24 protein-coding genes and 1 tRNA gene are annotated in these 24,588 nt (G+C 67.6%); 8 read left to right on the top strand and 17 right to left on the bottom strand.

The features are described from left to right. Positions 1–3: 3 nt before the first annotated feature. Positions 4–405: a RidA family protein gene (locus ACYVDN_RS09470; RefSeq protein ID WP_460570724.1), complete on the bottom strand. Its 402-nt coding sequence runs from the start codon at positions 403–405 to the stop codon at positions 4–6. 25 nt (positions 406–430) lie between these two features. Between ACYVDN_RS09470 and ACYVDN_RS09465 the strand changes: the two genes are divergently transcribed. Together ACYVDN_RS09465 and ACYVDN_RS09460 are read left to right on the top strand one after the other, a co-directional pair. Continuing rightward, entirely contained in the window at positions 431–1,795 is a 1,365-nt protein-coding gene (locus ACYVDN_RS09465; protein WP_460570722.1) for an alanine racemase, read from the top strand. 2 nt (positions 1,796–1,797) lie between these two features. Next, positions 1,798–3,462, top strand: a complete 1,665-nt coding sequence (locus ACYVDN_RS09460; RefSeq protein ID WP_460570720.1) for an N-acyl-D-amino-acid deacylase family protein — start codon at positions 1,798–1,800, stop codon at positions 3,460–3,462. On the opposite strand, the gene ACYVDN_RS09455 is transcribed toward ACYVDN_RS09460, so the two are convergent. From ACYVDN_RS09455 to galT, 3 genes are read right to left on the bottom strand one after another with little or no spacing between them, the layout of a single operon-like run. Then, the gene (locus ACYVDN_RS09455; RefSeq protein ID WP_460570718.1) at positions 3,459–3,998 is read right to left on the bottom strand and encodes a gamma carbonic anhydrase family protein; all 540 of its coding nucleotides are present in this window, start codon (positions 3,996–3,998) and stop codon (positions 3,459–3,461) included. The two genes, ACYVDN_RS09460 and ACYVDN_RS09455, sit on opposite strands and share 4 nt — an antisense overlap. A 21-nt stretch (positions 3,999–4,019) precedes the next feature. Next, on the bottom strand, positions 4,020–5,180 hold the full coding sequence (gene galK / locus ACYVDN_RS09450; RefSeq protein ID WP_460570716.1) for a galactokinase: 1,161 nt from the start codon (positions 5,178–5,180) through the stop codon (positions 4,020–4,022). Beyond that, entirely contained in the window at positions 5,177–6,298 is a 1,122-nt protein-coding gene (gene galT / locus ACYVDN_RS09445) for a galactose-1-phosphate uridylyltransferase (protein WP_460570714.1), read from the bottom strand. The genes galK and galT overlap by 4 nt, the downstream gene beginning before the upstream one ends. A 57-nt stretch (positions 6,299–6,355) precedes the next feature. Here galT and ACYVDN_RS09440 point away from each other — a divergent pair, with 57 nt between their 5' ends. From ACYVDN_RS09440 to ACYVDN_RS09430, 3 genes are read left to right on the top strand one after another with little or no spacing between them, the layout of a single operon-like run. Next, positions 6,356–7,198 carry a DeoR/GlpR family DNA-binding transcription regulator gene (locus ACYVDN_RS09440; RefSeq protein WP_460570712.1) on the top strand — a complete coding sequence of 281 codons (843 nt, stop codon included), beginning with the start codon at positions 6,356–6,358 and terminating at the stop codon, positions 7,196–7,198. Positions 7,199–7,238: 40 nt separating this feature from the next. Next, entirely contained in the window at positions 7,239–8,195 is a 957-nt protein-coding gene (locus ACYVDN_RS09435; protein WP_460570710.1) for an aldose 1-epimerase family protein, read from the top strand. Between the two features lie 30 nt (positions 8,196–8,225). After that, on the top strand, positions 8,226–9,233 hold the full coding sequence (locus ACYVDN_RS09430) for a zinc-binding alcohol dehydrogenase family protein (protein WP_460570708.1): 1,008 nt from the start codon (positions 8,226–8,228) through the stop codon (positions 9,231–9,233). A 69-nt stretch (positions 9,234–9,302) separates the two neighbouring features. Here the strand turns inward: ACYVDN_RS09430 and ACYVDN_RS09425 are convergent, their stop codons facing one another. Genes ACYVDN_RS09425 through ACYVDN_RS09415 form a run of 3 tightly spaced genes read right to left on the bottom strand, consistent with a single transcriptional unit; the run spans position 9,303 to position 13,279 of the window. Further along, complete coding sequence (locus tag ACYVDN_RS09425; protein ID WP_460570706.1) at positions 9,303–11,267, bottom strand: acyltransferase family protein; 1,965 nt, start codon at positions 11,265–11,267, stop codon at positions 9,303–9,305. Positions 11,268–11,327: 60 nt separating this feature from the next. Beyond that, positions 11,328–12,083: an NADPH-dependent FMN reductase family protein gene (locus tag ACYVDN_RS09420; RefSeq protein ID WP_460570704.1), complete on the bottom strand. Its 756-nt coding sequence runs from the start codon at positions 12,081–12,083 to the stop codon at positions 11,328–11,330. After that, entirely contained in the window at positions 12,080–13,279 is a 1,200-nt protein-coding gene (locus ACYVDN_RS09415; protein ID WP_460570702.1) for an LLM class flavin-dependent oxidoreductase, read from the bottom strand. Before ACYVDN_RS09415 ends, ACYVDN_RS09420 begins: the two co-directional genes overlap by 4 nt. Before the next feature lie 228 nt (positions 13,280–13,507). Between ACYVDN_RS09415 and ACYVDN_RS09410 the strand changes: the two genes are divergently transcribed. Next, on the top strand, positions 13,508–14,077 hold the full coding sequence (locus ACYVDN_RS09410; RefSeq protein WP_460570700.1) for a class I SAM-dependent methyltransferase: 570 nt from the start codon (positions 13,508–13,510) through the stop codon (positions 14,075–14,077). A 54-nt stretch (positions 14,078–14,131) separates the two neighbouring features. Here the strand turns inward: ACYVDN_RS09410 and ACYVDN_RS09405 are convergent, their stop codons facing one another. After that, positions 14,132–14,965 carry a quinone oxidoreductase family protein gene (locus tag ACYVDN_RS09405; protein ID WP_460570698.1) on the bottom strand — a complete coding sequence of 278 codons (834 nt, stop codon included), beginning with the start codon at positions 14,963–14,965 and terminating at the stop codon, positions 14,132–14,134. A gap of 190 nt (positions 14,966–15,155) precedes the next feature. Here ACYVDN_RS09405 and ACYVDN_RS09400 point away from each other — a divergent pair, with 190 nt between their 5' ends. After that, positions 15,156–15,596, top strand: a complete 441-nt coding sequence (locus ACYVDN_RS09400; RefSeq protein ID WP_460570696.1) for a MarR family winged helix-turn-helix transcriptional regulator — start codon at positions 15,156–15,158, stop codon at positions 15,594–15,596. 15 nt (positions 15,597–15,611) lie between these two features. On the opposite strand, the gene ACYVDN_RS09395 is transcribed toward ACYVDN_RS09400, so the two are convergent. The 6 genes from ACYVDN_RS09395 to ACYVDN_RS09370 all read right to left on the bottom strand — a co-directional run bounded on the left by ACYVDN_RS09395 (position 15,612) and on the right by ACYVDN_RS09370 (position 20,456). Beyond that, a complete protein-coding gene (locus ACYVDN_RS09395; RefSeq protein ID WP_460570694.1) occupies positions 15,612–16,568 on the bottom strand; it encodes an alpha/beta hydrolase in 957 nt (318 codons plus the stop codon). Continuing rightward, positions 16,543–17,067 (bottom strand): beta-class carbonic anhydrase, encoded by a 525-nt coding sequence (locus tag ACYVDN_RS09390; protein WP_460570692.1) that lies wholly within the window; start codon positions 17,065–17,067, stop codon positions 16,543–16,545. The genes ACYVDN_RS09395 and ACYVDN_RS09390 overlap by 26 nt, the downstream gene beginning before the upstream one ends. Before the next feature lie 10 nt (positions 17,068–17,077). Beyond that, positions 17,078–18,007 (bottom strand): alpha/beta fold hydrolase, encoded by a 930-nt coding sequence (locus tag ACYVDN_RS09385; protein ID WP_460570690.1) that lies wholly within the window; start codon positions 18,005–18,007, stop codon positions 17,078–17,080. Between the two features lie 11 nt (positions 18,008–18,018). After that, complete coding sequence (locus tag ACYVDN_RS09380; protein WP_460570688.1) at positions 18,019–19,197, bottom strand: epoxide hydrolase family protein; 1,179 nt, start codon at positions 19,195–19,197, stop codon at positions 18,019–18,021. Positions 19,198–19,310: 113 nt separating this feature from the next. Next, positions 19,311–20,309 carry a Gfo/Idh/MocA family protein gene (locus ACYVDN_RS09375; RefSeq protein WP_460570686.1) on the bottom strand — a complete coding sequence of 333 codons (999 nt, stop codon included), beginning with the start codon at positions 20,307–20,309 and terminating at the stop codon, positions 19,311–19,313. Between the two features lie 74 nt (positions 20,310–20,383). After that, positions 20,384–20,456: transfer RNA gene (locus ACYVDN_RS09370), tRNA-Lys, on the bottom strand. Positions 20,457–20,574: 118 nt separating this feature from the next. Here ACYVDN_RS09370 and ACYVDN_RS09365 point away from each other — a divergent pair. Continuing rightward, on the top strand, positions 20,575–21,213 hold the full coding sequence (locus ACYVDN_RS09365; protein WP_460570684.1) for a DNA-directed RNA polymerase subunit beta: 639 nt from the start codon (positions 20,575–20,577) through the stop codon (positions 21,211–21,213). 220 nt (positions 21,214–21,433) lie between these two features. Here ACYVDN_RS09365 and pstB read toward each other — a convergent pair whose 3' ends face one another. From pstB to pstC, 3 genes are read right to left on the bottom strand one after another with little or no spacing between them, the layout of a single operon-like run. Continuing rightward, the gene (gene pstB / locus ACYVDN_RS09360; protein ID WP_460570682.1) at positions 21,434–22,213 is read right to left on the bottom strand and encodes a phosphate ABC transporter ATP-binding protein; all 780 of its coding nucleotides are present in this window, start codon (positions 22,211–22,213) and stop codon (positions 21,434–21,436) included. A gap of 34 nt (positions 22,214–22,247) precedes the next feature. Continuing rightward, positions 22,248–23,354, bottom strand: a complete 1,107-nt coding sequence (gene pstA / locus ACYVDN_RS09355) for a PstA family ABC transporter permease (protein WP_460570680.1) — start codon at positions 23,352–23,354, stop codon at positions 22,248–22,250. After that, positions 23,351–24,544 carry a phosphate ABC transporter permease subunit PstC gene (gene pstC / locus ACYVDN_RS09350; protein ID WP_460572309.1) on the bottom strand — a complete coding sequence of 398 codons (1,194 nt, stop codon included), beginning with the start codon at positions 24,542–24,544 and terminating at the stop codon, positions 23,351–23,353. The genes pstA and pstC overlap by 4 nt, the downstream gene beginning before the upstream one ends. Between the last annotated feature and the right edge of the window lie 44 nt (positions 24,545–24,588).

Genomic DNA, 24,588 nt, shown 5'->3' with positions numbered 1-24,588 from the left:
CGCCTACTCCACGACCGCCAGCGCGTCGATCTCCACGAGCATCTCCTCGCGCGGCAGACCGGTGAAAACGGTCGTGCGCGACGGCAGCACGCCGCTCGGCGTGTGCTCGGCGACGAAAGCGCCGTACGCCTCGTTCATCGCGGCGAAGTGCGCCCGGGTCGTGAGGTAGACCCGCAGCATGATCACGTCGTCGAAGGATGCCCCACCCGCCTCCACGATGGCTTTGACGTTCTGCAGCACCCGAGTGGTCTGCGCGGCGACATCGCCCGGATACAGGTACTCGTTCGTCCCAGGATCGACCGGACCCTGCCCGGACACCTGCAGCAGCGGCCCCTTCCGCACCCCCTGAGAGAAGGTGAAGGCGGGGGCGGGGGCATCCGTCGTCGTGATGCGCGTCTTGGTCATGAAGCCCCACGCTACCGTGGAGACCATGTCCTCGCCGAGCGGATCGTCGTCGTCTTTGCCGTCACAGCACACCCCGTCATCCCGCGTGCTCACCGAACGCGACAAGTCGATCCCACCGCTCGCTCACGGCAGCAACGTGGGAGCTTTCCTCGCCTCTGCGCCCCGCGTCTCCGACTTCCTCACGCCGATCCTCACGCTCGACCGCGGGGCCCTCGACCACAACGTGCGGGTCATGCGGGAGTGGCTCGCCGACAACGGCTTCCAGATCGCACCGCACGGCAAGACGACGATGGCGCCCGCGCTCTGGCATGACCTGATGGATGCCGGCGCATGGGGCATCACCGTCGCGACGGCATGGCAGGCGGGGGTGGCGCGCGCCGCCGGCATCCACCGCATCATGATCGCGAACTCTGTCGTCGACCCCGTCGCCGTTGCGTGGCTTGTGGATCTCAGCCGCGCTGCAGACGGACCCGAGGTGATCTCGTGGGTGGATGACCAGCGCACGGTTCGCATTCTCGACGCGGCGGCAACTCGAAGGGGCCGTCGCATCCCCGTCATCGCCGAGCTGGGCGGAGCAGGAGGGCGCACCGGCGTCAGGGGAGTGGGCGCAGCGCTCGCGATCGCGCGAGCCGTCGCGGCATCCGCGAACCTCGAGCTCGCCGGCGTCGGTGGTTACGAAGGGGCCGTGGGTCACGACAGGTCTGCAGAGGCCGTCGCCCGAGTGGACGCCTACCTCGACGAGCTCCGCGCTCTGCACGCAGCCGTCGCAGCCGAAGGTCTGTACCGACAATCGCTCGACGGTGAACGACTCCCCATCATCACGGCGGGCGGCAGCGCCTACCTCGACCGCGTCGCGGCACGTCTCGGTGGTGCTGCAGGCAGCGGTGGGGTCGAGGGCAGCGGTGGTGGGAGCACCGGCCGCATCGTGGACGCCGACGTCGTGCTGCGCTCCGGCGCATACCAGGTGCATGACGACGGCTACTACTCGCGCATCGGCCCGATGGGAATCCTGACCGGCACCAAGCCGTTCCGCTCCGCCATGCACCTGCGAGCACGGGTCGTGTCACGTCCCGAACCGGGACTCGCCCTGCTCGACGCGGGCAGGCGCGACCTGCCGTTCGACGAAGGGCTGCCCGTGCCGCAGGCGATCATCGGGAATGCGGATGACGACGCCGTACTCGCCGACGCGGAGATCACGGCGGTCAACGACCAGCACGCCTTCCTCCGCATGCCGAGCGCCGGCGCCGACGACCTCCCGGTCGGCTCTGTGGTGCGGCTCGGCCTGTCGCACCCGTGCACGGCCCTGGACAAGTGGCGGCTCATCCCTGTGGTGGATGACGGGCTGGACGACGACCCGCGCGTGATCGACCTCGTCGAGACGGTGTTCTGAGCGTGGCGGCACGGGACGACCGTGTGCTCTTCGCGGGCGCGACAGTGGTCGACGGAACAGGCGGCGAGCCATACGAAGCGGATGTGCTCGTGACCGAGGGAAGGATCGCGGCGATCGACCGCCGCCCGGCGGAGGCTGCGGCAGAGGTGGCGATGCACGCGCGGACTGATGCGGCGACGGGTACCGCACGCATCGTCGACGCCCACGGCCTCGCACTGGCACCGGGCTTCATCGACATGCACGCGCACTCCGACCTTGCCGTGCTGAGCGATCGCGACCACCTCGCCAAGCTCGGGCAGGGCGTCACGACGGAGCTGCTCGGCCAGGACGGGATCGGGTACGCCCCAGTCGACGACGGTGCGATGCACGACATCCGTACCCAGATCGCCGGCTGGAACGGCGAGCCGCAGCTGGACTACGCCTGGCGCAGCATGGCCGAGTTCCTCGCCCGGCTCGACCGCGGGGTCGCGGGAGCGGGAACTCCCACCAACACCGCCGTGCTCGTGCCGCAGGGCAACCTCAGAATGCTCGCCGTCGGACAGGATGACCGGCCGGCGACACCTGTCGAGCTCGACCGCATGCGGGGCATCCTCGCCGACAGCATGGATGCCGGTGCCTTCGGCCTCTCCAGCGGACTCACGTACGCGCCGGGAATGTACGCCGACCGGGCCGAGCTCACCGCACTCGCCGAAGTGGTCGCGGACCGCGGGGGATTCTACGTGCCGCACACCCGCTCGTACGGAGTCGGGGCACTCGACGCTTACCGCGAGGTGGTCGACATCGCGACGACCACCGGATGCGGCCTGCACCTCTCGCACGCCACCCTGAACTTCGCGACCAATCGGGACACGCTCCCGCAATTCCTCGACCTGATCGACGACGCGATCGCGAACGGCGTCGACCTCACGCTCGACAGCTACCCCTACCTGCCTGGCGCGACGACGCTCTCCGCGCTCCTGCCGAGCTGGGCTGCCGCAGGGGGCCCAGAGGCGCTGCTGGCGAGGCTGAGCAGCGGCGACGACAGAGACGCGATCGCCGCGGCGTTCGAGGCGGGGTCGGACGGCTTCCACGGCGAGCGGGCGGACTGGGGCGTCATCCAGATCGCGGGAGTGCGCTCGCCCGAGCTCGAGGGGATCGTCGGCTCGACGGTCGCCGAGCTGGCGGATGATTCCGGTGAGGACCCGGTCGACGTCGTCATCGACCTGTTGCTCAGGGACCGGCTGGGCACGAGCATCCTGATGCACATCGGCCATGAGCGGAACGTGCGCGGCATCATGCGGCACCCGGCGCACTGCGGCGGGAGCGACGGCATCCTCGTCGGTTCGAGGCCGCACCCGCGCGGCTGGGGCACCTTCGCCCGCTACCTGGGGCATTACGTGCGCGACGAGGGCGTGCTGACTCTGGCCGAGTGCGTTCGACACCTCGCCGCGACGCCCGCGCGACGGCTCGGGCTCACCGACCGCGGACTCGTGCGCGAGGGGTACGTGGCCGACCTCGTGCTGTTCGACCCGCTCACGGTGCGGGATGTCGCCACCTTCGACGACCCCCGCCGGCCGGCGGAGGGCTTCGGCATGGTCATGATCGGAGGAGAGGTCGTGCTCGACGACGGACGGCGAACGGATGTCGTCGCGGGGCGCGTGCTGCGTGCAGGCGTGGCCACACCCTAGACCCGCGTGCCTCCGCGATGCAGCTCGAGGTGCCCCAGGTACACCTCGGCGTTGTGGCGGATTTCCGCCACCTCGTCGTCGCTCAGCTCGCGTCGCACCTTCGCGGGAACGCCCGCGACGAGCGACCGAGGCGGCACGATGGTGCCCGCGGTGACGAGCGCACCCGCAGCGACGAGCGATCCGGCACCGATCACGGCGCCGTTCATCACCGTCGCGTGCATGCCGATCAGCACGTCGTCCTCGATGGTGCATCCGTGCAGCACTGCGTTGTGGCCGACCGAGACGCCGTTGCCGAGCGTGAGCGGAGCGCCCGCGTCGACGTGGCACGAGACGTTGTCCTGCAGGTTGGACCGCTCACCGATCATGATCGGCTCGTTGTCCGCGCGCAGCACGGCGTTGTACCAGACGCTCGCACGGTCGCTCAGGGTGACCGCCCCGATCAGGCTTGCGCCGGGCGCGACCCACGCGGTCTCTGCGACCTCGGGAGTCGGGCGGCCGGGCAGAACGATCAAGCGGGCATCGGCGTCGACGGTCATGCTGCCAGGCTATGCCAGGTGCTACTCGTCCCGGTGGGCTCCGTCGGCCGGCACGACCGCGAACAGGTCCGGCTGGGTGTAGCCGTGTTCGGCGAACGCCCCGTCCACCGCAGCCTCCACCTGCGAGATCAGCTCGCGAGGCACGAGGGCGATCGCCGATCCGCCGAAGCCGCCGCCGGTCATCCTGGCGCCGATCGCTCCGTAGTTCTGCGAGATCTCCACGGCGAGGTCGAGCTGCGGAACGGAGACCTCGAAGTCGTCGCGCAGAGACCGGTGCGAGGCATCCAGCAGGTCTCCGATCGCCCGCGGGCCCTGCTCGCGCAGCGTGCGAACGGTGTCGAGCACGCGTTGGTTCTCCGTGACGACGTGACGCACCCGCCGGAAGGTCTCGCCGTCGAGCACCTCGCGCGCCTTCGGGAGATCGGCGAGGGTGATCTCGCGCAGCGACTCGACGCCGAGCGCCCGAGCGCCGGCCTCGCAGGATGCCCGCCTCGCCGCATATCCGCCGGCGGCATGCTCGTGCTCCACTTTGGTGTCGATGACGAGCACCTCGAGCCCCGCCTCGTCGAACCCCAGCGGGATGACCTCGCGCTCCAGACTGCGGCAGTCGATGAAGATTCCGCAGTCCGCGCGGCCGAGAAGGGAGGCGGACTGGTCGAGGATGCCCGTCGGCGCACCGACCACCTCGTTCTCAGCGATGTGACCGGCCTTCACCAGGCCGACTCGATCGAGGTCGAGCCGCCAGACGTCGTTGAGTGCGACGGCGACGGCCGACTCGATGGCGGCCGAGGACGACAGGCCTGCCCCGACCGGCACGACCGAGTCCAGGTAGAGGTCGAAGCCGGGAACGGCACTCAGGTCGGCGCCGAGCTGGCCGAGCGCCCACGCGACGCCGAGCGGGTAGTTCTGCCAGCCGCGCTGGGCCCCTGGCCCGATCTCGGAGAGCGACGTCTCCACCACGGAGTCGGCGAACGACGACGCTACCCGGATCTGTCGGTCGTCGCGCAACGCGAGAGCCCCGACGGTGCGGCGGTCGATCGCGAACGGGAAGACGAACCCGTCGTTGTAATCGGTGTGCTCCCCGATGAGGTTCGCGCGGCCCGGCGCCGACCAGACGCCCTGCGGCGCGCGTGAGAACAGCTCGGTGAAGCGGGCGCGAGCCGCGGCGACGAGGTCGGTCATACGGGTGTCTCCTTGTCTGCGACCGCGATGGCCGCGCGGAGCGACTCCGCCTGCTTCTCGGGAGGCACGTCGCCGATCCATGCTCCCATGGCCGACTCGCTGCCCGCCTGGTACTTGAGCTTGTCCGCCGCCCGACGCGGCGACGTCAGCTGCAGGTGCAGGCGCACGTCGTCACGGTGCTCGTTCACGGGCGCCTGGTGCCATGCGGCGATGTACGGCGTCGGGGTGTCGTAGAGCCTGTCAACTCCCCGCAGCAGACGCAGGTAGAGGGTGGCGAGCTCGGTGCGCTCCTCCTCGCTCGTCTCGGCGAAGTCGGCGACCTGCCTGTGCGGCATGAGCTGCACCTCGACGGGCCAGCGTGCGGCGAAGGGAACGAAGGCGCTCCAGTGCTCGCCCGTCAGAACCATCCGCTCGCCCTTCGACTCGAAGCTCAGGATGTCCTCGAACAGCGTCGACCCGTATGCGTCGATCGAGGAGAGCAGTCGCTGGGTACGCGGTGTGATGTAGGGGTAGGCGTAGATCTGACCGTGCGGATGACCGAGCGTGACGCCGATCGCCTCGCCTCGGTTCTCGAACGGGAACACCTGCTGGATGCCGGGCATGGTCGACAGCGCTGCGGTGCGGTCCGCCCACGCTTCGATCACCGTGCGTGCCCTCGAGGCGCTGATGCTGCCGAACGACCCCGTGCGCTCCGGGCTGAAGCAGACGACCTCGCAGCGGCCGATCGCGGTGCGCACCCTGCCGATGCCGACCTCGGCGAGGTCGGGGAGCCCGTGCGGGGCCTCCGGCGAGTCCAGCAGCGGGCCGAACGAGGGGGATCGGTTCTCGAAGACCGCCACGTCGTAGTTGCTGGGGATCTCCGAGGGGTTGCCCGGTGCCTGCGGTGCGAGCGGGTCGAGCTCCGCTGGCGGCAGCATCACGCGGTTCTGACGCGCGGCGGCGATGGAGATCCAGTCGCCGGTGAGCGGGTCCTGCCGCATGCCCGCGGTCGCCGGCCGCGCGGCGAGCTCGCGCAGATCGGGAGCCCGGTCTGGCGGCAACGTCGAGTCGGCGTCGTCGAAGTAGAAGAGGTCACGGCCGTCGGCGAGGCTGTACTCGCGCTTGGTGATCGAACTCACGAAGACACGATAGCTTACGGATTGACAATGAAACAAAAGCAAACGTAAGTTCAGGCTATGGTCGACGTTCCGGACTCCGTTCCCGGCTCCGTTCCCGACGCAGGAGCTCCAGCGACGATCAGGCGGCAGCGCATGCTGACCCTGATCGGCGAGCGTGGCTTCGTTCGGGTCGGCGAACTGAGCGAGACATTCGGGGTGTCAGAGGTGACCGTGCGAGGCGACCTCTCGGTGCTCGAGAACCTCCAAGGGGTGCGCCGCGTGCACGGCGGAGCCATGCCGAGAGTGACGGGTCCATTGCACGAGCTCTCGTTCGAGGAGTCGCTCGAAAGCCTCGCCGAGGAGAAGCAGGCGATCGCGCGACGTGTTTCCCGGCTCGTCGAGCCCGGCATGAGTGTGATCGTCGACGTCGGAAGCACCTGCATGGCCGTCGCGCGCGAGCTCGTGCGGCGGGATGACCTGCACGACGTCACCGTGATCACGAACGGTCTGACCACGGCTCTCGAGCTCGAGAACGCCGTGCCGCGCGTGCAGGTGATCGTCACCGGCGGGACCCTCCGCCCGCTTCAGCATTCGCTCGTCGCGCCACTGGCCTCCGCCATGTTCGAGCACGTGCGCGCCGACCTCGCCTTCATCGGATGCAACGGTGTGGATGTCGCAGGAGGAGTCACCAACATCAACCTCCCCGAGGCCGAGCTGAAGCGGGAGATGGTGCGCGCGTCGTCCCGCGCTGTCGTCGTCGCCGACGGATCGAAGGCCGGCCAGGTGCATCTCGGCCGCGTCGGCGACCTCCGCGATTTCGAGGCCGTCTACCTCGGCGGTTCGGCCCCGGACGACGTCGTCGCGCAGCTCAGAGCAGTGGGCGAAGCGGAGATCGTGCGAGCCGACTCCGACGCGCCGTGAACCCGTGCCGGATGCGCCGCGAAACCCTACGCTGGGTACCATGCGCGCACCCACCGGAGACCAGTACGAGCTGAGCTGCGACACACCGGATGGCAGGGCGCGAGCCGTGATCACCCAGGTCGCCGCGGGCATCCGCACATATACCGTCGACGGCATAGATCTCACGGAGCCGTTCGATGAGGCATCGACGCCGCCGTCAGGATGCGGCATCGTGCTCGTCCCGTGGCCCAACCGGGTCAAGGATGCCACCTGGTGGACGCGTGACGGTTCGGGTTCGGTCACTCAGCAGAAGCTGGCCGTCACGGAGCCGGCGCGTGGCAACGCCATCCACGGACTGCTCCGCTATTCGCCCTATCTACCGACTCTGCGCACCCGCGACTCGGTGACCCTCGCGGCGACGGTGTTTCCGCAGCTCGGCTACCCGTTCCTGCTCGACACGACGGTGCGGTACGCGCTGAGCGATGAGGGACTGAGGGTGACGCACACCATCCGCAACGTCGGAGAAGGGGATGCCCCGGTCGCGGTCGGCGCGCACCCCTACCTCAAGATCGGTGACGTGCAGACCGCCCGCCTCGTGCTGCGCGTTGACGCCACGACGCACTTCGAGGTCGACCAGCAGATGAACGTGCTGGATGAGCGCCCCGTGCACGGAACCGAGTACGACCTTCGCGCGGGAATAAGGGTCGGCAACCTGACGCTCGACGACGGCTTCGGCGGTGTGCTGCACAGCGGCGGAAGGGCGCAGCACTCTCTCACCGCGCCCGACGGACGCTCGGTCACGCTCTGGACCGACGACGCATTCGGCTTCGTGCAGGTTTTCACCCACCGGTCGTTCGCCACGCTCGCACCCGGCGAGGTCGCCGTGGCCGTCGAGCCGATGACTGCGCCCGCGAACGCGCTGAACAGCGGACAGGGCCTGCGCTGGCTGTCACCGGGGGAGACGTTCACCGCCACCTGGGGCATCACGCCGAACCTCGCCAGGGTCGGGCAGCGCTGATTCGGCGCTGAACGGGCGGAGGGGATCCGGATGTCCACCATGCACGCGGTCGCGCTGACGCGCGGCCTCCCGATCGATGACGAGCAGAGCCTGATCGATGTCGAGCTAGCGGTGCCCGAGCCCGGACCGCGTGACGTGCTGGTCGAGGTGCGTGCGGCATCCGTGAATCCGGTGGACGTGAAGCAGCGAGCAGGCAGCGGCGTTCTAGATGCACCACGCGTGCTCGGCTTCGACGGCGCGGGAATCGTGCGGTCGGTCGGCTCCGACGTGACACTGTTCGCGCCGGGCGACGAGGTGTGGTGGGCAGGACAGCTCGATCGGCAGGGATCGGATGCCGACCTTCAGCTCGTGGATGAGCGCATCGTCGGAAGAAAGCCGGGCTCGCTGGGCTTCGCCGAGGCCGCCGCGCTGCCGCTCACCACGATCACCGCGTGGGAGTCGCTGTTCGACAAGCTCCGGCTGAGCGGAGCAGACGAGGGAACCCTTCTCGTCGTCGGCGCGACGGGCGGTGTCGGGTCCATCCTGCTTCAGCTCGTGCGCGAGTTGCTGCCGTCGGTGCGCACGATCGCGACGGCCTCGGGCGTCGAGAACGAGGCGTGGGTGCGACGCCACGGCGCGGACGACGTCGTCGACCATCACGACGACCTGGCTTCGCAGGTGAAGCACATCGCACCGGAGGGAGTCGACTGGATCTTCTCCGCACACAGCGGCGGGCGTGCAGCCGACTTCGCGGCGATGCTGCGGCCGTTCGGCGGTGTCGTCGCCATCGATTCCGGCAAGGATGTCGACCTCGACGCACTCAAGCCCAAGAGCCTCAGCTGGCACTGGGAGTACATGTTCGCCCGTCCGGTGCAACGCACGACCGACATGATCGTGCAGCACGAGCTTCTGAACGCCGTCGCCGCTCTGGTCGACTCGGGCCGCGTGGTGTCCACGGTCACCACGGTGCTGCACGGATGGGACGCCGCGACCTTCCGCGAGGCCCACCGGCTGGTCGAATCGGGGCACACTGTCGGCAAGGTAGTCGTGGAGCGCTGACGCTGGGCCACTCAGCCGCTCCCGTGGGTTGAGGAGCACCGCGAAGCGGCGCGTCTCGAAACCCGCCGCTCAGCCGAGTCGATCCAGCGCGTCCGCCACGCACGCCGCGTAGATCTGGCCGCCCGTGCCGCCCGGGTGGATGTGGTCGGGTGCGAGCACGTCGACGTGCGGCGCGATGGCATCGTGCCAATCCGCAAGGGCGGTCTGGCCAGGATGCGCGGCGACGAACGCTGCCAGGTCGCCGTCGACCTCGCCGAGCCACGGCTCGTCCGCGTAGATGTTGACGAAGACGATCTTGCGGTCGGGTCCCGCCGCCGCCAGAACCCGGTCGAGGGTTCCGGTGCCGAGATAGCCGTTCGTGCCGAGCCCGATCAAGATCACCGACCTCAGCTTTCCCGCGGCCGCCTTCTGCGCGATCAAGTCGGGCGCATCCCTCGGTGAACGTGAGACGACGGCGTCGATGTCGATGCCAGGGAACGCGCGAAGCAAAGCCGGCGCGGACGCGAGCATCACAGAGTCGCCGATCGCCGTGATGTCGCTGCCGTCACGCGGGGCGGGAGCTGCGGGGATGGCCGGCAGGGCAGGCGTGCCGGATCGGGACGGACTCGCCGATGGCGACGGCGTCGGCTTCGCCGATGGTGACGTGGTCGGTCGCGCCGACGCTGACGCAGTCGGATTCCCCGTCGGCGTCGGCGTCGCGTGCAGCGCCTCGGAGCGCGCTCTGTCGATCGCGGCCTGCCCGCTGGCGACCTGCCGCTGAGCCGTCGACACGTACGAGACGCTCTTCATGGCGGCGGCCGAGGTTGAGGCCACCCCGACCATCAGAAGCACCAGTGCGGTGCATCCGGCCACGAAGGCGGCGGGATGCGCGCGCCGTATGTCGCTGCGGAACGGCTGGATGAGCACGCCGAACCCGCGCGTGCGAATCGGTGTCTCCACGAAGCGGTACGACAGCCACGCCGCCGCCGCGGTCAGTGCCAGCGCGACGACGACCTTGCCGGCGGCCGTCGGCCAATCGTGCGATAGGGGCCAGACGAGTCCCAGCAGGACCCAGATCGGCAGGTGCCAGAGGTAGATGCCGTAGGAGCGCACACCGACCGCGCGGAGGGGTGGTGCGTCGAGCATCCTGCCCATGGTCGCCCTGTGCCTGGTCGCCGACCAGACGATGCCGACCGAGGCGACGGATGCCAGCACCAGCCCTCCGTCATACGGGAACGCCGCCGTGTCGTGCACGAGCAACACGAAGGCGGCCAGCCCGATCAGGGAGACGATCCCGACCAAGGGCGCCCAGCGAGCCTCGAGCCGCCCGGCGAGACGAGGGCGGCCGTACTCGTCATAGCGGGAGAGACCGTCGAGCGCGAGTGCGAGGGCTGCGCCGAACGCGAGGCCGAAGAAGTGGGTGTCTGTTCCGTAGTAGACCCGGCTCGGGTCGGAGCCAGGCACATACAGCAGTGCCATCGCGATCGCGGACGCGGCACCGAGCACGAGAGCCGCCATGGGACGTGCTCCGCGCGGCAGCACGGCCACGATGAGCAGCATGATGAGCGGCCAGACGAGGTAGAACTGCTCCTCGACCCCCAGCGACCACAGGTTGCGGAACAGCTCGGGCGATGTCGACGCGAAGTAGCTCTGGTCGAGCGCGATGTCGACCCAGTTGCTGCTGAACGTGACGGCACCCAGCACCTGAGCGCCGAGGCCGACCAGCACGTCGCCGCCGATCAGCACCGCGACCGTGCTGCAGAGGATCACGACGATCAGAAGCGCCGGCAGCAGACGTCGCGCCCGTCGTGCCCAGAAGCGCTTCATCGGCTCTTTGCGTCGGATCGCGCCGAGTAGGAGCGTCGTGATCAGGAATCCGCTGATCACGAAGAACACGTCGACGCCGATGAAGCCGCCGGGGAACGCGGTGGGCAGGAAGTGGTATCCGATCACAGCGAGCACCGCCAGCGCGCGCAGCCCGTCCAGCCCGCCGATGCGGGTTGGAGCCGCCGATTCAGGCGGCACGGGCGGACGAGTCTGGAGCTTCACGGACATCGTCGGGCGAGTCTAACCGGCACGGGTGACGGTTATGGCGAGACCCGCTGACCGGCTTCCTCAGTCCTCGTCGATGCCCGCGATTCCGGCGTTCTCGGGAGCGAGCGACCCGCCGGTCGCGAGCCGCATCAGGTCGCTGTTCAGGTCGATCGACAGCTCGGATCCGCCCGCGCTGCCGTACTCGTGCTGGTACCTGCGCCACGACTCTCCGCGCACCGAGCGCTCGAATCCGCTCTCCATCAGCAGCACGAGCTCGAAGGCCGCACGATCGATGCGGGAACCGAGAGATTTGTCCTGCCAGTCCTCCGTCGATGCGAACACCGACGTCGGCACGGTCAGCGCGCGAAGGTAGGCGAAGAGCGACCGCATCTGCTCGTCGACGACGAGCGCGTGCCGTGCCGTCCCCGCCGTCGCACCGAGCGCAACAGGCTTCGCGATCAGCAGATCGTTGTCGAGCACCTGGAAGAACGAGCTGAAGAGCCCGCTCGGTCCGGCCTTGTAGACGGGCGTGCTGGCGATCACGCCGTCGGCCTCCCGCAATGCCTCGACTGCGGCGGTGAAGCGCGGGCCGAGCAGGCCGGATGCCAGCGCACCGGACAGCTCGGGAAGAAGTTCCCGCAGCTCGACCGTCGCGATGGACACCGTGCTTCCGCGCTGCTCCGCAATGTCGCGCGCCGACTGGGCGATGCGGTCGCCGAGCAGCTTCGTCGACGACGGGTCGCTGATGCCGGCGTTCACCACCACGAGCCGGAACTCGCGCTGAGGCATCCTCATGCTCACGTCCTGCCCCCGATCCTCGTTTCTGCTGCCGGTCACGCGTCGACCTCTGCTGTGTGGCCGTCGGCGCTCTCGTCGTCAGCCGTGTCCTGATAGGGGGATCCACCGGTCACGTTGTCACCGCGGTTGGCGTTCGGCCGGGGCTGACGCGGCTCGTCGTCACCGTACTTCGCCTTCACCAGGCTCTGGTGGGTCGGCGCATCCGGCACCTCGGGGTCGCGGCGAGCTTCCAGCTCCGCGCGCAGTACAGGGACGACCTCGCCGCCGAGCAGCTCGAGCTGGTCGAGCACCGCACCGAGCGGCAGCCCGGCGTGGTCGATCAGGAAGAGCTGGCGCTGATAGTCGCCGACGTAGTCGTGGAACGACAGCGTCTTGTCGATGACCTCCTGCGGGCTGCCTACCGTGAGCGGTGTCTGCTGGGTGAAGTCCTCCATGGTCGGGCCGTGGCCGTAGACCGGCGCCTCGTTGAAGTAGGGCCGGAACTCGCGTGCGGCATCCTGCGAGGTCTTCGCGATGTATGTCTGCCCACCGAGCCCGACGATCGCCTGCTTGGCGCTGCCGTGCCCGTAGTGCTCGAAGCGCTGACGGTAGAACTCCACCATGCGCTGGGTGTGCTCCTTCGGCCAGAAGATGTGGTTCGCGAAGAAACCGTCGCCGTAGTACGCGGCCTGCTCAGCGATCTCCGGGGTGCGGATCGACCCGTGCCACACGAACGGTGGAACGTCGTCGAGTGGCCGCGGAGTGGAGGTGAAGCCCTGCAGCGGGGTGCGGAAACGTCCCTCCCAGTCCACGACGTCTTCGCGCCACAGGCGGTGCAGCAGGTTGTAGTGCTCGAGTGCGAGGGGGAGGCCCTGCCGGATGTCCTGCCCGAACCACGGGTAGACGGGCGCCGTGTTGCCGCGGCCGAGCATGAGGTCCATGCGGCCCTGCGAGAGGTGCTGCAGCATCGCGTACTCCTCGGCGATGCGCACCGGGTCGTTGGTGGTGATCAGCGTCGTGGAGGTCGTGAGCACGAGGCGCTTCGTGAGCGCGGCGATGTGCGCGAGCAGCGTGGTGGGTGACGAGGAGAAGAACGGCGGGTTGTGGTGCTCGCCGATGGCGAAGACGTCGAGGCCCACCTCCTCTGCCTTGACCGCGATCTTCACGGCCGCCGAGATGCGCTCAGCCTCGCTGGGCGTCTCTCCGCTGACCGGGTCGCGAGTGATGTCGCTGACCGAGAAGATTCCGAACTGCATGAGGATGACCCCCTGTTTGTAGGACCGTGCTGGGCGAACGCCGCGATCCGATTGCCGTTATATGCGTTTGCATTGATTATGAACACCCGGGGCACGGCAATCATTCCCCGGTCATGATGTATGAAACCCACATCACGTGCCCGCCGCAACCTCTGCACGGGCGGACCGTTCCGCATGCGACCGTCCCATCGTCGAGTCAGTGTCGGAGGTCGGTCCTAGCGTGGCGTGATGGGTCGGGAACTTTGGGATGACGCCGCCGAGACTTTCGACGACGCGGCGGACCATGGGCTCGCGGATCCGCGAACCCGGGCCGCGTGGCGCGATCTGCTTCTGGAGGCGCTCCCCGGTGCGCCGGCGCGAGTGGCCGATATCGGATGCGGCACGGGCACATTGACTCGTCTCTTGACCGACGCCGGGTATCTGGTCGATGGCCTCGACTTCTCCCCGGAGATGGTCCGTCGTGCACGGCAGAAGGTGCCAGAGGCGAGGTTCGTGATCGGGGACGCGGCCGCTCCGGGTCTCGATCGGGCCGGCTACGACGTCGTCTTGTGCCGGCACGTCTTGTGGGCGATGCCTGATCCTGCCCTGGCAGTGCGCAGATGGGTCGAGCTTCTGAAGCCGCAGGGGGTCATGGTGCTCATCGAGGGGCGGTGGGGCTCAGCGGGTCTCACGGCGCGCGAGGCGCAGCGGATCGTCCTTGGCAGCCGGAGAGAAGCGTCCGTTCGCTCGATGTCCGAACCCATCTACTGGGGCAAAGTGATCGACGACGAGCGTTACATGATCGCCAGCAGGCGCTGAGCAACGAGCCAGCGATTCAGTGGCGCCCGCAGCCGGACGCGTCCCTGATCACCGTCATTCTGATGTGGTGAGAACGAGTCGGTCGGTCGATCCGGTGCTCTCCTGCCACGCTTGCTGAACGTGACGAAGGGCGACTGGCCGTGCCGAAATGACGAAAGCGGCGTCGCTCATGGCGGCGGTGAGGGCAGAGAGCTCGGTGACGATGTCTCCGGTGGTGACAGATCCCTGCCCGCTGCCGATCAGCTGCAGCTTCGTGGCGCGGAGCGCCGCGGAGGGGATTGCCGCGTCCGCTCCTGCGACCGACCCGACCTGGATCCAGGTCAGCTGCCGTTCGTCGTCTTCGCGGCGGGGGACGATGGCGCGGAGGGCGTCACTGGTTGGCGCCCCCCAGAGGTAGTCGAGCACGATATCGATCTCCGTTCCGGCGTCGCCAAGTACCTCGGCCACTTCGTGCTCGTCTCCGTCGAGCGAGACGATCGCGTCGGCGCCCTGTCCCGTCAGCCTGTGCGCACCGCGGCCGACAGCGGTCACGTTTCCTGCGCCGAGATACTTCGCCACCTGGATCGCCAGGCGACCTGCGTTTCCCGTGGCGCCCAGGACCAGAACGTTCTGGCCCGGCTGAATAGCGATGCGACGCCGAAGTGCGACCCAGGACGACATCGCAGGGTTCATGGCGGCGGCGATCTGAACGGGGTCGACTCCTGCAGGGAGCGAGATGCTGCGGCGACGGTCTATGACGGTTCGTTCAGCCATAGACCCGAGCGCGGAATCGGGAAGGATGAAATAGAGCAGCTGGCCTTCCGCGGTGCGGCCAACACCGTCGATGCCCGGCACCAGGGGAAGCTCGTCCGTGCTGGTGTAGTGCGCTCCGGCTGCCTGGGATCGCACGCGCGGATGCAGACCGGCGGCGAGAACATCGACTATCTCCTGATGCGGACCGAGTTCCGTAGGAAGTGGGAATTCCTCGAATCGTGGTGGCCGGTCGAACCGACTGACAACAGCTGCCTTCACGACCCCTCCTGATATAGTTGGTAATACGAACTAACCTAGTTCGTATTACGTACCAATGCAAGGAGGCATGTTGCCCTCTCTCGAGCGCGGCGCCGGGGCGCCCGACTTCACGGCGGGACTCGTCGACGCTCTGTCCCAGATGGCCTTCTGGATGATGGGAGCACTGACCAAGCTCGCGGCGGACAACGATCTTTCGCTGACTCAGCTGCGCGTGCTTGCAATCCTTCGCGACCGACGCCCTCGAATGTCGGACCTGGTCGATCATCTCGGTCTAGAAAAGTCGACGTTGACCGGGTTGGTCTCTCGCGCCGAGGCACTGGGGCTTGTCACTCGAGCCCCCAACCCAGTCGACAGGCGTGCTGTCGACGTGATGCTCAGCGACGAGGGCGCGAGGCTGGCTGAGCAACTCACCGACGAATTCACCCGCACACTCCAGTCGATGCTTGGCTCGCTCGACCCGAGTGAGCAACGGGCACTCGGCCAACTACTCGCCAAGGCGCTCACCTAACCGGTTTTTCGATGGTCAGGCGACTCTTTGATGCAGAAAGCGGCCGATTCTCGCAGTAGCCGCAGCAGCCTCGGGAGTGCCGAGCATGAGCGGATAGACGTGAGGGAGGCCATCACCGATCTGCAGCTCGACCTCGACGCCTGCGTCTGAAGCGGCCTTCGCCAATCGTTCGGAGTCGCTGAGAAGCAGATCGGCGGTTCCGACCAGGATCAGGAGTGGCGGTAAGCCGTTGAGCGGCGCGAACAGCGGGGAGGCGAGGGGTGTTCGGGGGTCTGCGCCGGCGAGATAGTCGGCAGCGAGCTCGTGAAGGAGGTCCGGCGTCGAGATCGGGTCCTGATCGATCCGCTCCGACATCGACGCGCCCGAGCTCGTCAGATCGACGGTCGGCGACATGAGCACCGCCGCCCGGGCCTGGTTCCCGCCGTCGTCGCGTGTTGCGACGAGCAGTGCGACAGCGAGGCCACCGCCTGCCGAGTCACCGGCGACCGCTGCGGTGCGCGGGACTGTCCCTGGCCCGGTATGCAGCCAGCTCCATACGGTCAGAACGTCATCGATGGCAGCCGGATACGGATGCTCGGGAGCCAACCGGTACTCGACGAACAACACGCGCATCCCCGCGGCACGCCCGATGCGCGCCGCCAGCTCGCCATCACTGCGGATCGAGCCGAATCGATACCCGCCGCCGTGGAGAAACAACAGCACCCGGTCGTGGTCCGCTCCTGGGGCATCCAGCCAGTATGCGAGAACCCCGTCGGCCGACACCTCGGTCACCGTGACGTCGTCGGGGATCGGGTACACAGGACCCGCCGGGGCGAAGTTCGCGCGCTCGTCCGCGAGCGACGGCGGCGAGGGAGGGGATTCGGCCTGGCGTTGCTTCAACGAGCGCAGAAGGTGCTGCATCGCCTCGCTCGGCTGTCGCGAGTCGCCCGGCACGATCGGACCCCCGTCACCCGACGTCGCTGGACGCGTCATCAGCGGTCACCTCGGACAGCAACCCTGTGCTGACGTCGAAGATGAATCCGCGAACGGGCACGTCGGCGGCGATCCACGGATGCGATCGCGTTTTGCGTACCTGCTCCCGCGTGTTCGCCACCGGGTCCGTGAAGCTGAAGAATCGGGCAGGGGCGATCGGCCACTGACCGGACTCCGAACGCAGACGCGACTCGAGGGCTGAGTCGGTGAAGGTGGTCATTCCGCATCCGTCGTGGTTGATGATCATGATCTCCTTCGTTCCAAGGACACGCGTCGAGATCACCAGCGACCTGATCGAATCGTCGTCGATCACCGTGCCGACGTTTCGGATCATGTCGACGTCGGCCTCATCCAATCCGAGCAGTCCGAGGATGCCGCTGAGGCGGGGATCCGCGCAGGTCACGATCGCGATCTTGGGCTTCGGCGGCCCTCCACGGCTCGCGTCGTATCCGGCGGCTGCGGCCGCATTGGCCGCCAGTGCGTCGTCGATCATGCTCATCGCTCTTCTCCTATCCACCTGTTGCAGTCACGTGGGCTGCATCGCCGGATCGCGACGCCACGTCGAGGATGGCGTCGACGAACTCCTGTGGTGCCTCCTGCGGCAGATTGTGGCCGACCCCACCTCCGACCATGCGATGGGAGTACCACCCCGAGAACTTCGCCGCGTAAGAACTGGGGTCCGGATGCGGTGCGCCGTTCGCGTCGCCTTCCATCGTGATGGTCGGCACAGTGATCGTGGGAGCCGACGCCAGCTGCGCCTCGAGGTCGGCGTACTGAGGCTCTCCTTCGGCCAGTCCCAGCCGCCACCGGTAGTTGTGGATGACGACTTCGACGTGATCGGGACTGTCGAACGCCGCTGCGCTGCGGGCGAAGGTCGCGTCGTCGAATGCCCACTTCGGTGACGCGGTGCGCCAGATCAGCTCGGCGAATTCGCGGGTGTTCGCGGCGTATCCCGCGCGCCCGCGCTCGGTCGCGAAATAGAACTGATACCACCAGAGCTGCTCGGCGGCCGGAGGCAACGGCGAAGCGCCACTGGCCTGACTGCCGATCAGATAGCCGCTCACCGAGACCAGCGCGGCGCACCGCTCCGGCCAGAGTGCCGACATCACGTCGGCAGTTCGGGCACCCCAATCGAACCCGGCGACTATCGCCGTCGGGATGCCCAGGGCATCCATCAGATCGATCGCATCACGTCCCAAGGCCGCCGGCTCGCCGTTGCGCACAGCGTCGTCGCGCAGAAACCGGGTCGAACCGTACCCGCGCAGATAAGGGACGATGACCCGGTACCCGGCGTCCGCGAGCTTCGGGGTCACCTCGTCGAATGCGTGAATGTCGTAGGGCCAGCCGTGCAAGAGAAGCACGGTCTGCCCGTCGACGGGCCCGTCCTCCACGTAGCCGACGTTGAGCACACCGGCGTCGATCTGCTTGATCCGGAGCACGAGGTCCGCCTTCAGCGCAGCGTCTTGAAGGACTCGCGCATCTCGCTCACGAACGCGTCCGACTGCTCCCAGGCCGCGAAGTGGCCGCCCTTCGCCAGCCGGTTGTACCGGAGCAAGTTCGGATAGGCGGCGCGCACCCAGCTCTCGGGAGCTGTGTAGATCTCCTCGGGGAACGCGCTGACCGCGGTGGGCAGCGTCACGCCCTTCGGGCCGAAGAACGACAGGTTGCTCTCCCAGTAGAGCCGGGCGGATGAGACGGCCGTCTTCGTGAACCAGTACAGGTCGACGTTGTCGAGCACGTCATCCATAGAGAGACCCTCCGTGCCACCGGCGAAGACCCGCGCGATCATCGCCTCGCTGGCCGGGTCGTGGTCGAGCATCCAGGAGGCCAGGCCGATCGGGGAGTCCTCGAGGGCGTACAGCGTCTGCGGTCGGCCAGCCATCTCCTGCGCATAGCCGAGGCCGTGCAGCCAGAAGTAGACCAGCTGATCCCATGCCTGCTTCTCATCCTCGGACAAGCCCGCCGGTTCTGGACCACCTGGAACGATCGCCGAGATCGCGTCGGGCTCGGCCGCGGGCATGTTGGTGTGGATGCCGATCAGGCCGGGCGGCTTCTGCAACGCCAGTTGCTCCGTCACCGCGTTGCCCCAGTCGCCGCCCTGAGCCACGTATCGGGTGTAGCCAAGGCGCGACATCAGCGCGGCCCATGCCGACGCGATCCGGATCGGATCCCAGCCCGTGACAGTCGGCTTGCCCGAGAATCCGTGGCCGGGCAGCGAGGGGATCACCAGGTGGAACGCGTCCGCCGGGGTGCCCCCATACGACTCGGGATCGGTGAGCGGCTCGATGATCTTCAACTGCTCGATGACCGAGCCGGGCCACCCGTGGGTCACGATCATCGGCAGGGCATCCTCGTGCCTCGAACGCACGTGTAAGAAATGGATGTCGACGCCGTCGATCTCGGTGAGGAACTGGGGGAACGAGTTCAGCCGCGCCTCGACCTTCCGCCAGTCGTGGCGGGTGGACCAGTAGTCGGCAACGGCCTGCATCGTGGCCAACTGGACGCCCTGGGAGGCATCGCTGACCGTCTCTTTCGTCGGCCATCGCGTCGCCCGAATCCGGCGATTCAGATCGTCGAGCTCCTCCTGAGGAATCTCAACACGGAATGGACGGATCTCGTTCGAGCTCATACCTGGCTCCTGACGGTCGCAGCTCTCCCAAAATACGCCTGAGGATTGCTCACGACAAGCGCTGGCGGTGCCGCGCGGCGCGGTGATCGCTATGGGAGTGGCTTCAGTGCCGCTCATTCGCCGGGTCGGATCGGCAGTCCCGCGGCGGTGTAGGTCGCGTCGATGATCTTCATAGTCGCTACTGCGTCGTCCGGGTCGGTGATCACGGGGCGGCCGTGCAGCACTGCGTTGCGGAAGGCTTCCAGCTGGGCCGCATAGCTTGAGCGATGTTCGGCGCGGTCGACGGTTCGGCCGGTCGGGGTGTGGATCACCGCCTTCCCGAGCAGTTGCGGCATCAGCGGGTTGCGCACGTGCATCTCACCCTGTTCGCCGATGACGTGAAGACCCATCGTGAGAAGGCGTCCGGACCACATCGCCACGCTGAATCCGCCCATCGCGCCGCTTGGGAACGCGACCTCGCCGCGCATCCAGCGATCCACCGACCCTTTGCGCCAGGTCTTGGCGGCAGCAGAGACGACCTCGGGTTCCTCTCCGATGACGTGCCGAAGCATATGGGCGGCATACGATCCAAGATCCATCATCGAGCCGCCTGCGAGGTCGAAGCTCCACCGGATGTCTTTGCCCGGTGGGATCGGCGCGTGAAGAACGACTTCGATCGACCGGATCGCGCCGAGCTCGCCCGAAGCCACGACTTGGCGGATGCGCTCGGTGAACGGGTGGTACCGGTAGTGGAAGGCCTGCATGACGATCTTGCCTTCTCCGGCGACCGCAGCGGCAACGCGTTGCGCTTGGGCTGCGTTCGACACGAACGGCTTCTCGCACAGAACGTGTTTGCCTGCTTCGACCGCTTTGAGAACCCACTCGGCGTGCAGGCTGTTCGGCAAGGGAATGTATACGGCGTCCACCTCGGGGTGCTCGAGCACACGGTCATACCCAGTGACCGCCGCTGGGATGCCGTACTTGCGGGCGTGCGCCGCCGCTCTCTCCCCGTCGCGCGCGCCGATGACGGTCACGTCTACGCCCGGGATTCCGGCGGCAGGCGTGATCAGTGCATGGTGGACGATCCGAGCCGCGCCGAGCACACCGATACGAAGATTGTTGACGTTAGACACGTGGCCGGCTCCAATCCCAGATTCGAGAAGGCTGATTCAGTCACGCACGGGCCGGGATCCCAGTGATTCATCGGTGCCCCCCGCCGGGCTCGAACCGGCGACCCGCGGATTAAAAGTCCGATGCTCTACCAACTGAGCTAGAGGGGCGTCAGAGAACAATCTACCCGGGGCGGTACGGCGTCCCGAACCGTTCGCTGCCTCATCCGCCGCCCCGCCCACCGCATCAGCCCCTGCGGCACCGGTGCGCATACGGGATGCTGGAGGGATGACCGACGAGAGCCGCCCGTTCCACAAGCCGACCAAGTTCTCCGGCGGCAAGTTCGAGACCTTCCACGGTGCGGACGACCCGGCGGAGGCCAGCCGCGTGGCACACGAGACCGCCGCGGCGCTGCTGGAACGCGTGCGCAGGCATCCGGATCCCGAGGTGGTGTCGCGGCTCGTCAACTACACCGACGAGAACGGCATCGACGCCATCGCCGAGCTGTGGTCGCAGGCGGGCGCTCGCAGCCTGCCCGGCGCGCTCTGGCGCATCTACCTGCTGCGGTTGGCGATCCGCGAGGATCCGCACGCGGCGAGCCTGCAGTATCAGCGAGGGGCGGACATCCTGCAGTCCATCGACCCCGTCGTCGCGGGGGCCGAGTTGCCGACGGGTCCGAGCGAGATCATCGACCTCGCCGACCGTATTCTTCGCGGCGTCTTCGAGGGTGACTTCGCCGTCGCCCTCGAGCGCGCCGCGGCCTTCTGCCGGGTGAGCGCCTCGGGATGCACGAGCCTCGCGGATGACGCCGAGCCGACCGAGCCCGAGCGTGCAACGGTGCTCACGCGTCGCGCCCTGCGCTTCTCCCAGTTCGCCGCAGAGCTCACCGCCGCAGCATCCCTCTGGCGAGGAGACTCCTTGGATTGATGTGATCCGGGCACAGCCCGGATCACATCAAGTACGGCCAGGCCGCAGAACGCCTCTCGGCGCGAGGCCGCTCGGAGCGGCGAATGATGGAGCCCGGGGTTACTGCGGCCCGGCCGCTGACTAGTTTACCGAACCGTCGCGAGACTGCACGCCCACGCCGAAGCTGCGGGTATTACCCACAGTCGTCGCGCGGGCGTGCAGTCTCGCGGTACGAGCCGGCTTATCCGAAGCGGCCGGAGACGTAGTCCTCGGTGGCCTGCACCGTCGGCTTCGTGAAGATGGTCGCGGTGTCGTCGTACTCGATGAGCTTGCCCGGCTTGCCGGTTCCCGCGATGTTGAAGAACGCCGTCTTGTCCGAGACGCGGGTCGCCTGCTGCATGTTGTGCGTGACGATCACGATCGTGTACTCGCGCTTGAGCTCCTCGATAAGGTCCTCGATCGCGAGCGTCGAGATCGGGTCGAGAGCCGAGCACGGCTCGTCCATCAGCAGGATGTCCGGGGAGACCGCGATCGCACGCGCGATGCACAGACGTTGCTGCTGTCCGCCCGAGAGACCAGAGCCCGGCAGGTGGAGGCGGTCCTTCACCTCGTTCCACAGGTTCGCGCCCTGCAGCGACTTCTCGACGAGGCCGTCGGCGTCGCTCTTGCTGATGCGCTTGCTGTTCAGCTTGACGCCGGCGAGCACGTTGTCGCGGATGGACATGGTGGGGAACGGGTTCGCCCGCTGGAACACCATGCCGACCTGCCGACGCACCAGCACGGGGTCGACGCCCGGCGCGTAGAGGTTGTCGCCGTCGATGAGCACATCGCCCTCCACGTGTGCGCCGGGGATCACCTCGTGCATGCGGTTGAGGGTGCGCAGGAAGGTCGACTTGCCGCAACCGCTCGGGCCGATGAAGGCGGTGACGGTGCGCGGCTCGATCGTCATGCTCACGCCTTCGACGGCGAGGAAGTCGCCGTAGTAGACGTTGAGGTCGTTCACGTTGATGCGCTTGGACACGCTTGCTCCTACTGGTTCTGAGTGGTCCCGCGCGTCAGCGCAGGCCCTTGGGGGCGAAGACTCTGGCGACGATGCGCGCGATCAGGTTGAAGATGACGACGAGCAGCACGAGGAGCAATGCAGCACCCCACGCCGACTGGTACGACGCCTGGATGTCCGTCGATGGGAACTTGTAGTCCGCGTACGCCATGACGGGCAGCGTCTGCATCGGACCCTCGAACGGGTTGGCGTTGAAGTTGTTGGTGAAGCTCGCCGCGATGAAGATCGGCGCGGTCTCACCGATGACACGCGAGATCGCAAGCATGACACCGGTGATGATGCCCGCGATGGCCGTCGGCAGCACGATGCGCACGATCGTGGAGAACTTCGTCACGCCGAGCGCGTACGACGCTTCGCGCAGGTCGCTGGAGACGAGCTTGAGCATCTCCTCCGTCGACCTGATCACGATCGGGATCATCAAAACGGACAGGGCGATCGATGCGGAGAATCCGCTGAATGCCTTCGGCCCGACGATCAGGGTGAACAGCGAGAACGCGAACAGACCGGCGACGATCGAGGGGATGCCCGTCATGACGTCGACCAGGAAGGTGACCGTGCGCGCCATCCACTGCTTCGGCTGAGCGTATTCCACCAGGTAGATGGCGGCCAGGATGCCGATCGGAATCGAGATCACCGCCGCGATGCCGGTGATGATCAGCGTGCCGACAACGGCCTGCCACGCGCCCTGGATGACCGTGACCTTGAGGGTCTGCGGGTCGAAAACGCTTCCGCCGGTTGTGGTGATGAACTGCCAGGTGAGCACCGGTGCACCGCCGGCGATCACCGTGATCAGCGTCGAGATCAGCGGAATCAGCGCGAGAAGGAACGCGATGGTGACGAGGCCGCGCACGATGCGGTCTGTCGCCTTGCGCCTGTTCTCCACGACGCTGGACAGGATGCCGATGCCGAGCAGGTAGATCACGGCTGACAGCACGAGCCAGCCGGCGATGTTGAAGCCGATGAGAGCGAGGATGATCGCACTGACGGCCAGCGCCCCGATCAGTGCGTACAGCTCGAAGAACCGGGGGAGCTGCCCTGAGACGAGTGCGTTGGGTACGGGGCCGCGGGGTCGGCGGCTGTTCGGGATGGCGGTGGCGCTCATCGGTCAGCGTCCTTTTCTGCAAGGGCGGCACGGGCTTCGTCCGCGGCGAGGTCGCTCGGATCACCGACTTCTAGGTCTTCGGCGGCGTTCTCCGACCGGACCTTCAGCGGGCTGTCCGTCGCGTCCGCCGTGAGCATGGAGGTCGGGTCGGACGGCGGCAGCTGCTTCGCCCGCTTCTTCTTGCCCCCTGCCTTGCCGGCATCTGCCCGCCCGACGACCCATCTGGCGATGAAGTTCACGGCGAACGAGATGATGAACAGGGTGAGGCCGGTCGCGATCAGCGCGTCGCGCTGCAGCGGGTTCGACTCGGGGAAGTTCAGGGCGGTGTTCGCCGCGATGGTCTGCGAGTTCTTGGTGTCGGTGATCAGGTGGATCGAGTAGATCAGCGAGGGCGAGATGATCAGCGCGATGGCCATCGTCTCACCGAGCGCGCGACCAAGGCCGAGCAGGGTGGCGCTCACGATGCCGCTTCGGGCGTAGGGGAAGACGGCCAGTCTGACCATCTCCCACTTCGTGGAGCCGAGGGCGAGTGCGGCCTCTTCGTGAAGGCGCGGGGTCTGTAGGAAGATCTCGCGTGAGATCGAGGTGATGATCGGAAGGATCATGACGGCCAGCACGATGCCACCGGCGAGGATGGTCGATCCGGTGTGAGACACGGGGCCGCCGAAGAGCGGGATCCAGCCGAGGTACTGGTTGAGCCAGTCCTGGAACGGGATGATGAACGGCCGGATGACGAAGATGCCCCACAGGCCGAAGACGACGGACGGCACGGCGGCGAGCAGATCGACCAGGTAGCCGAGAACGCTCGCCAGGCGGCGCGGCGCGTAGTGCGAGATGAAGAGGGCGATGCCGATCGCGACCGGTGCACCGAGCACGAGCGCGATGAAGGATGACCAGAGCGTGCCCCAGATGAGCGGGCCGACGTAGTTGAGGAACGACGTGTGGCCCTGGGTGGTGCCGTGGCTCAGGTCGGGGTTCGTCGCCCAGTTGGCGCCGATCGCCGGAATGGCCTTGATGATCAGGAACAGGGCGACGCCCGCCAGGATCACCATGATGAGACCGGCGGAGCCGGTGCTCAGGGTACGGAAGATGCGGTCGGCCGGACGGGCTTTGACACGGGCCGTCCCGGCCCCCCTGCGGGGGGAACCGGGACGCTGGGCGCCGTTACCGCCCGCCCGATCTTGCTTCACGTCGCTCAGTGGTGATCGCACAGCGGTGTTCTCTGTCACTTCAC

The sequence above is a fragment of the Humibacter soli genome (assembly GCF_054779035.1).
The sequence above is the reverse complement of the archived record's forward strand: the minus strand, read 5'-3'. Positions and strand labels throughout refer to the sequence as shown.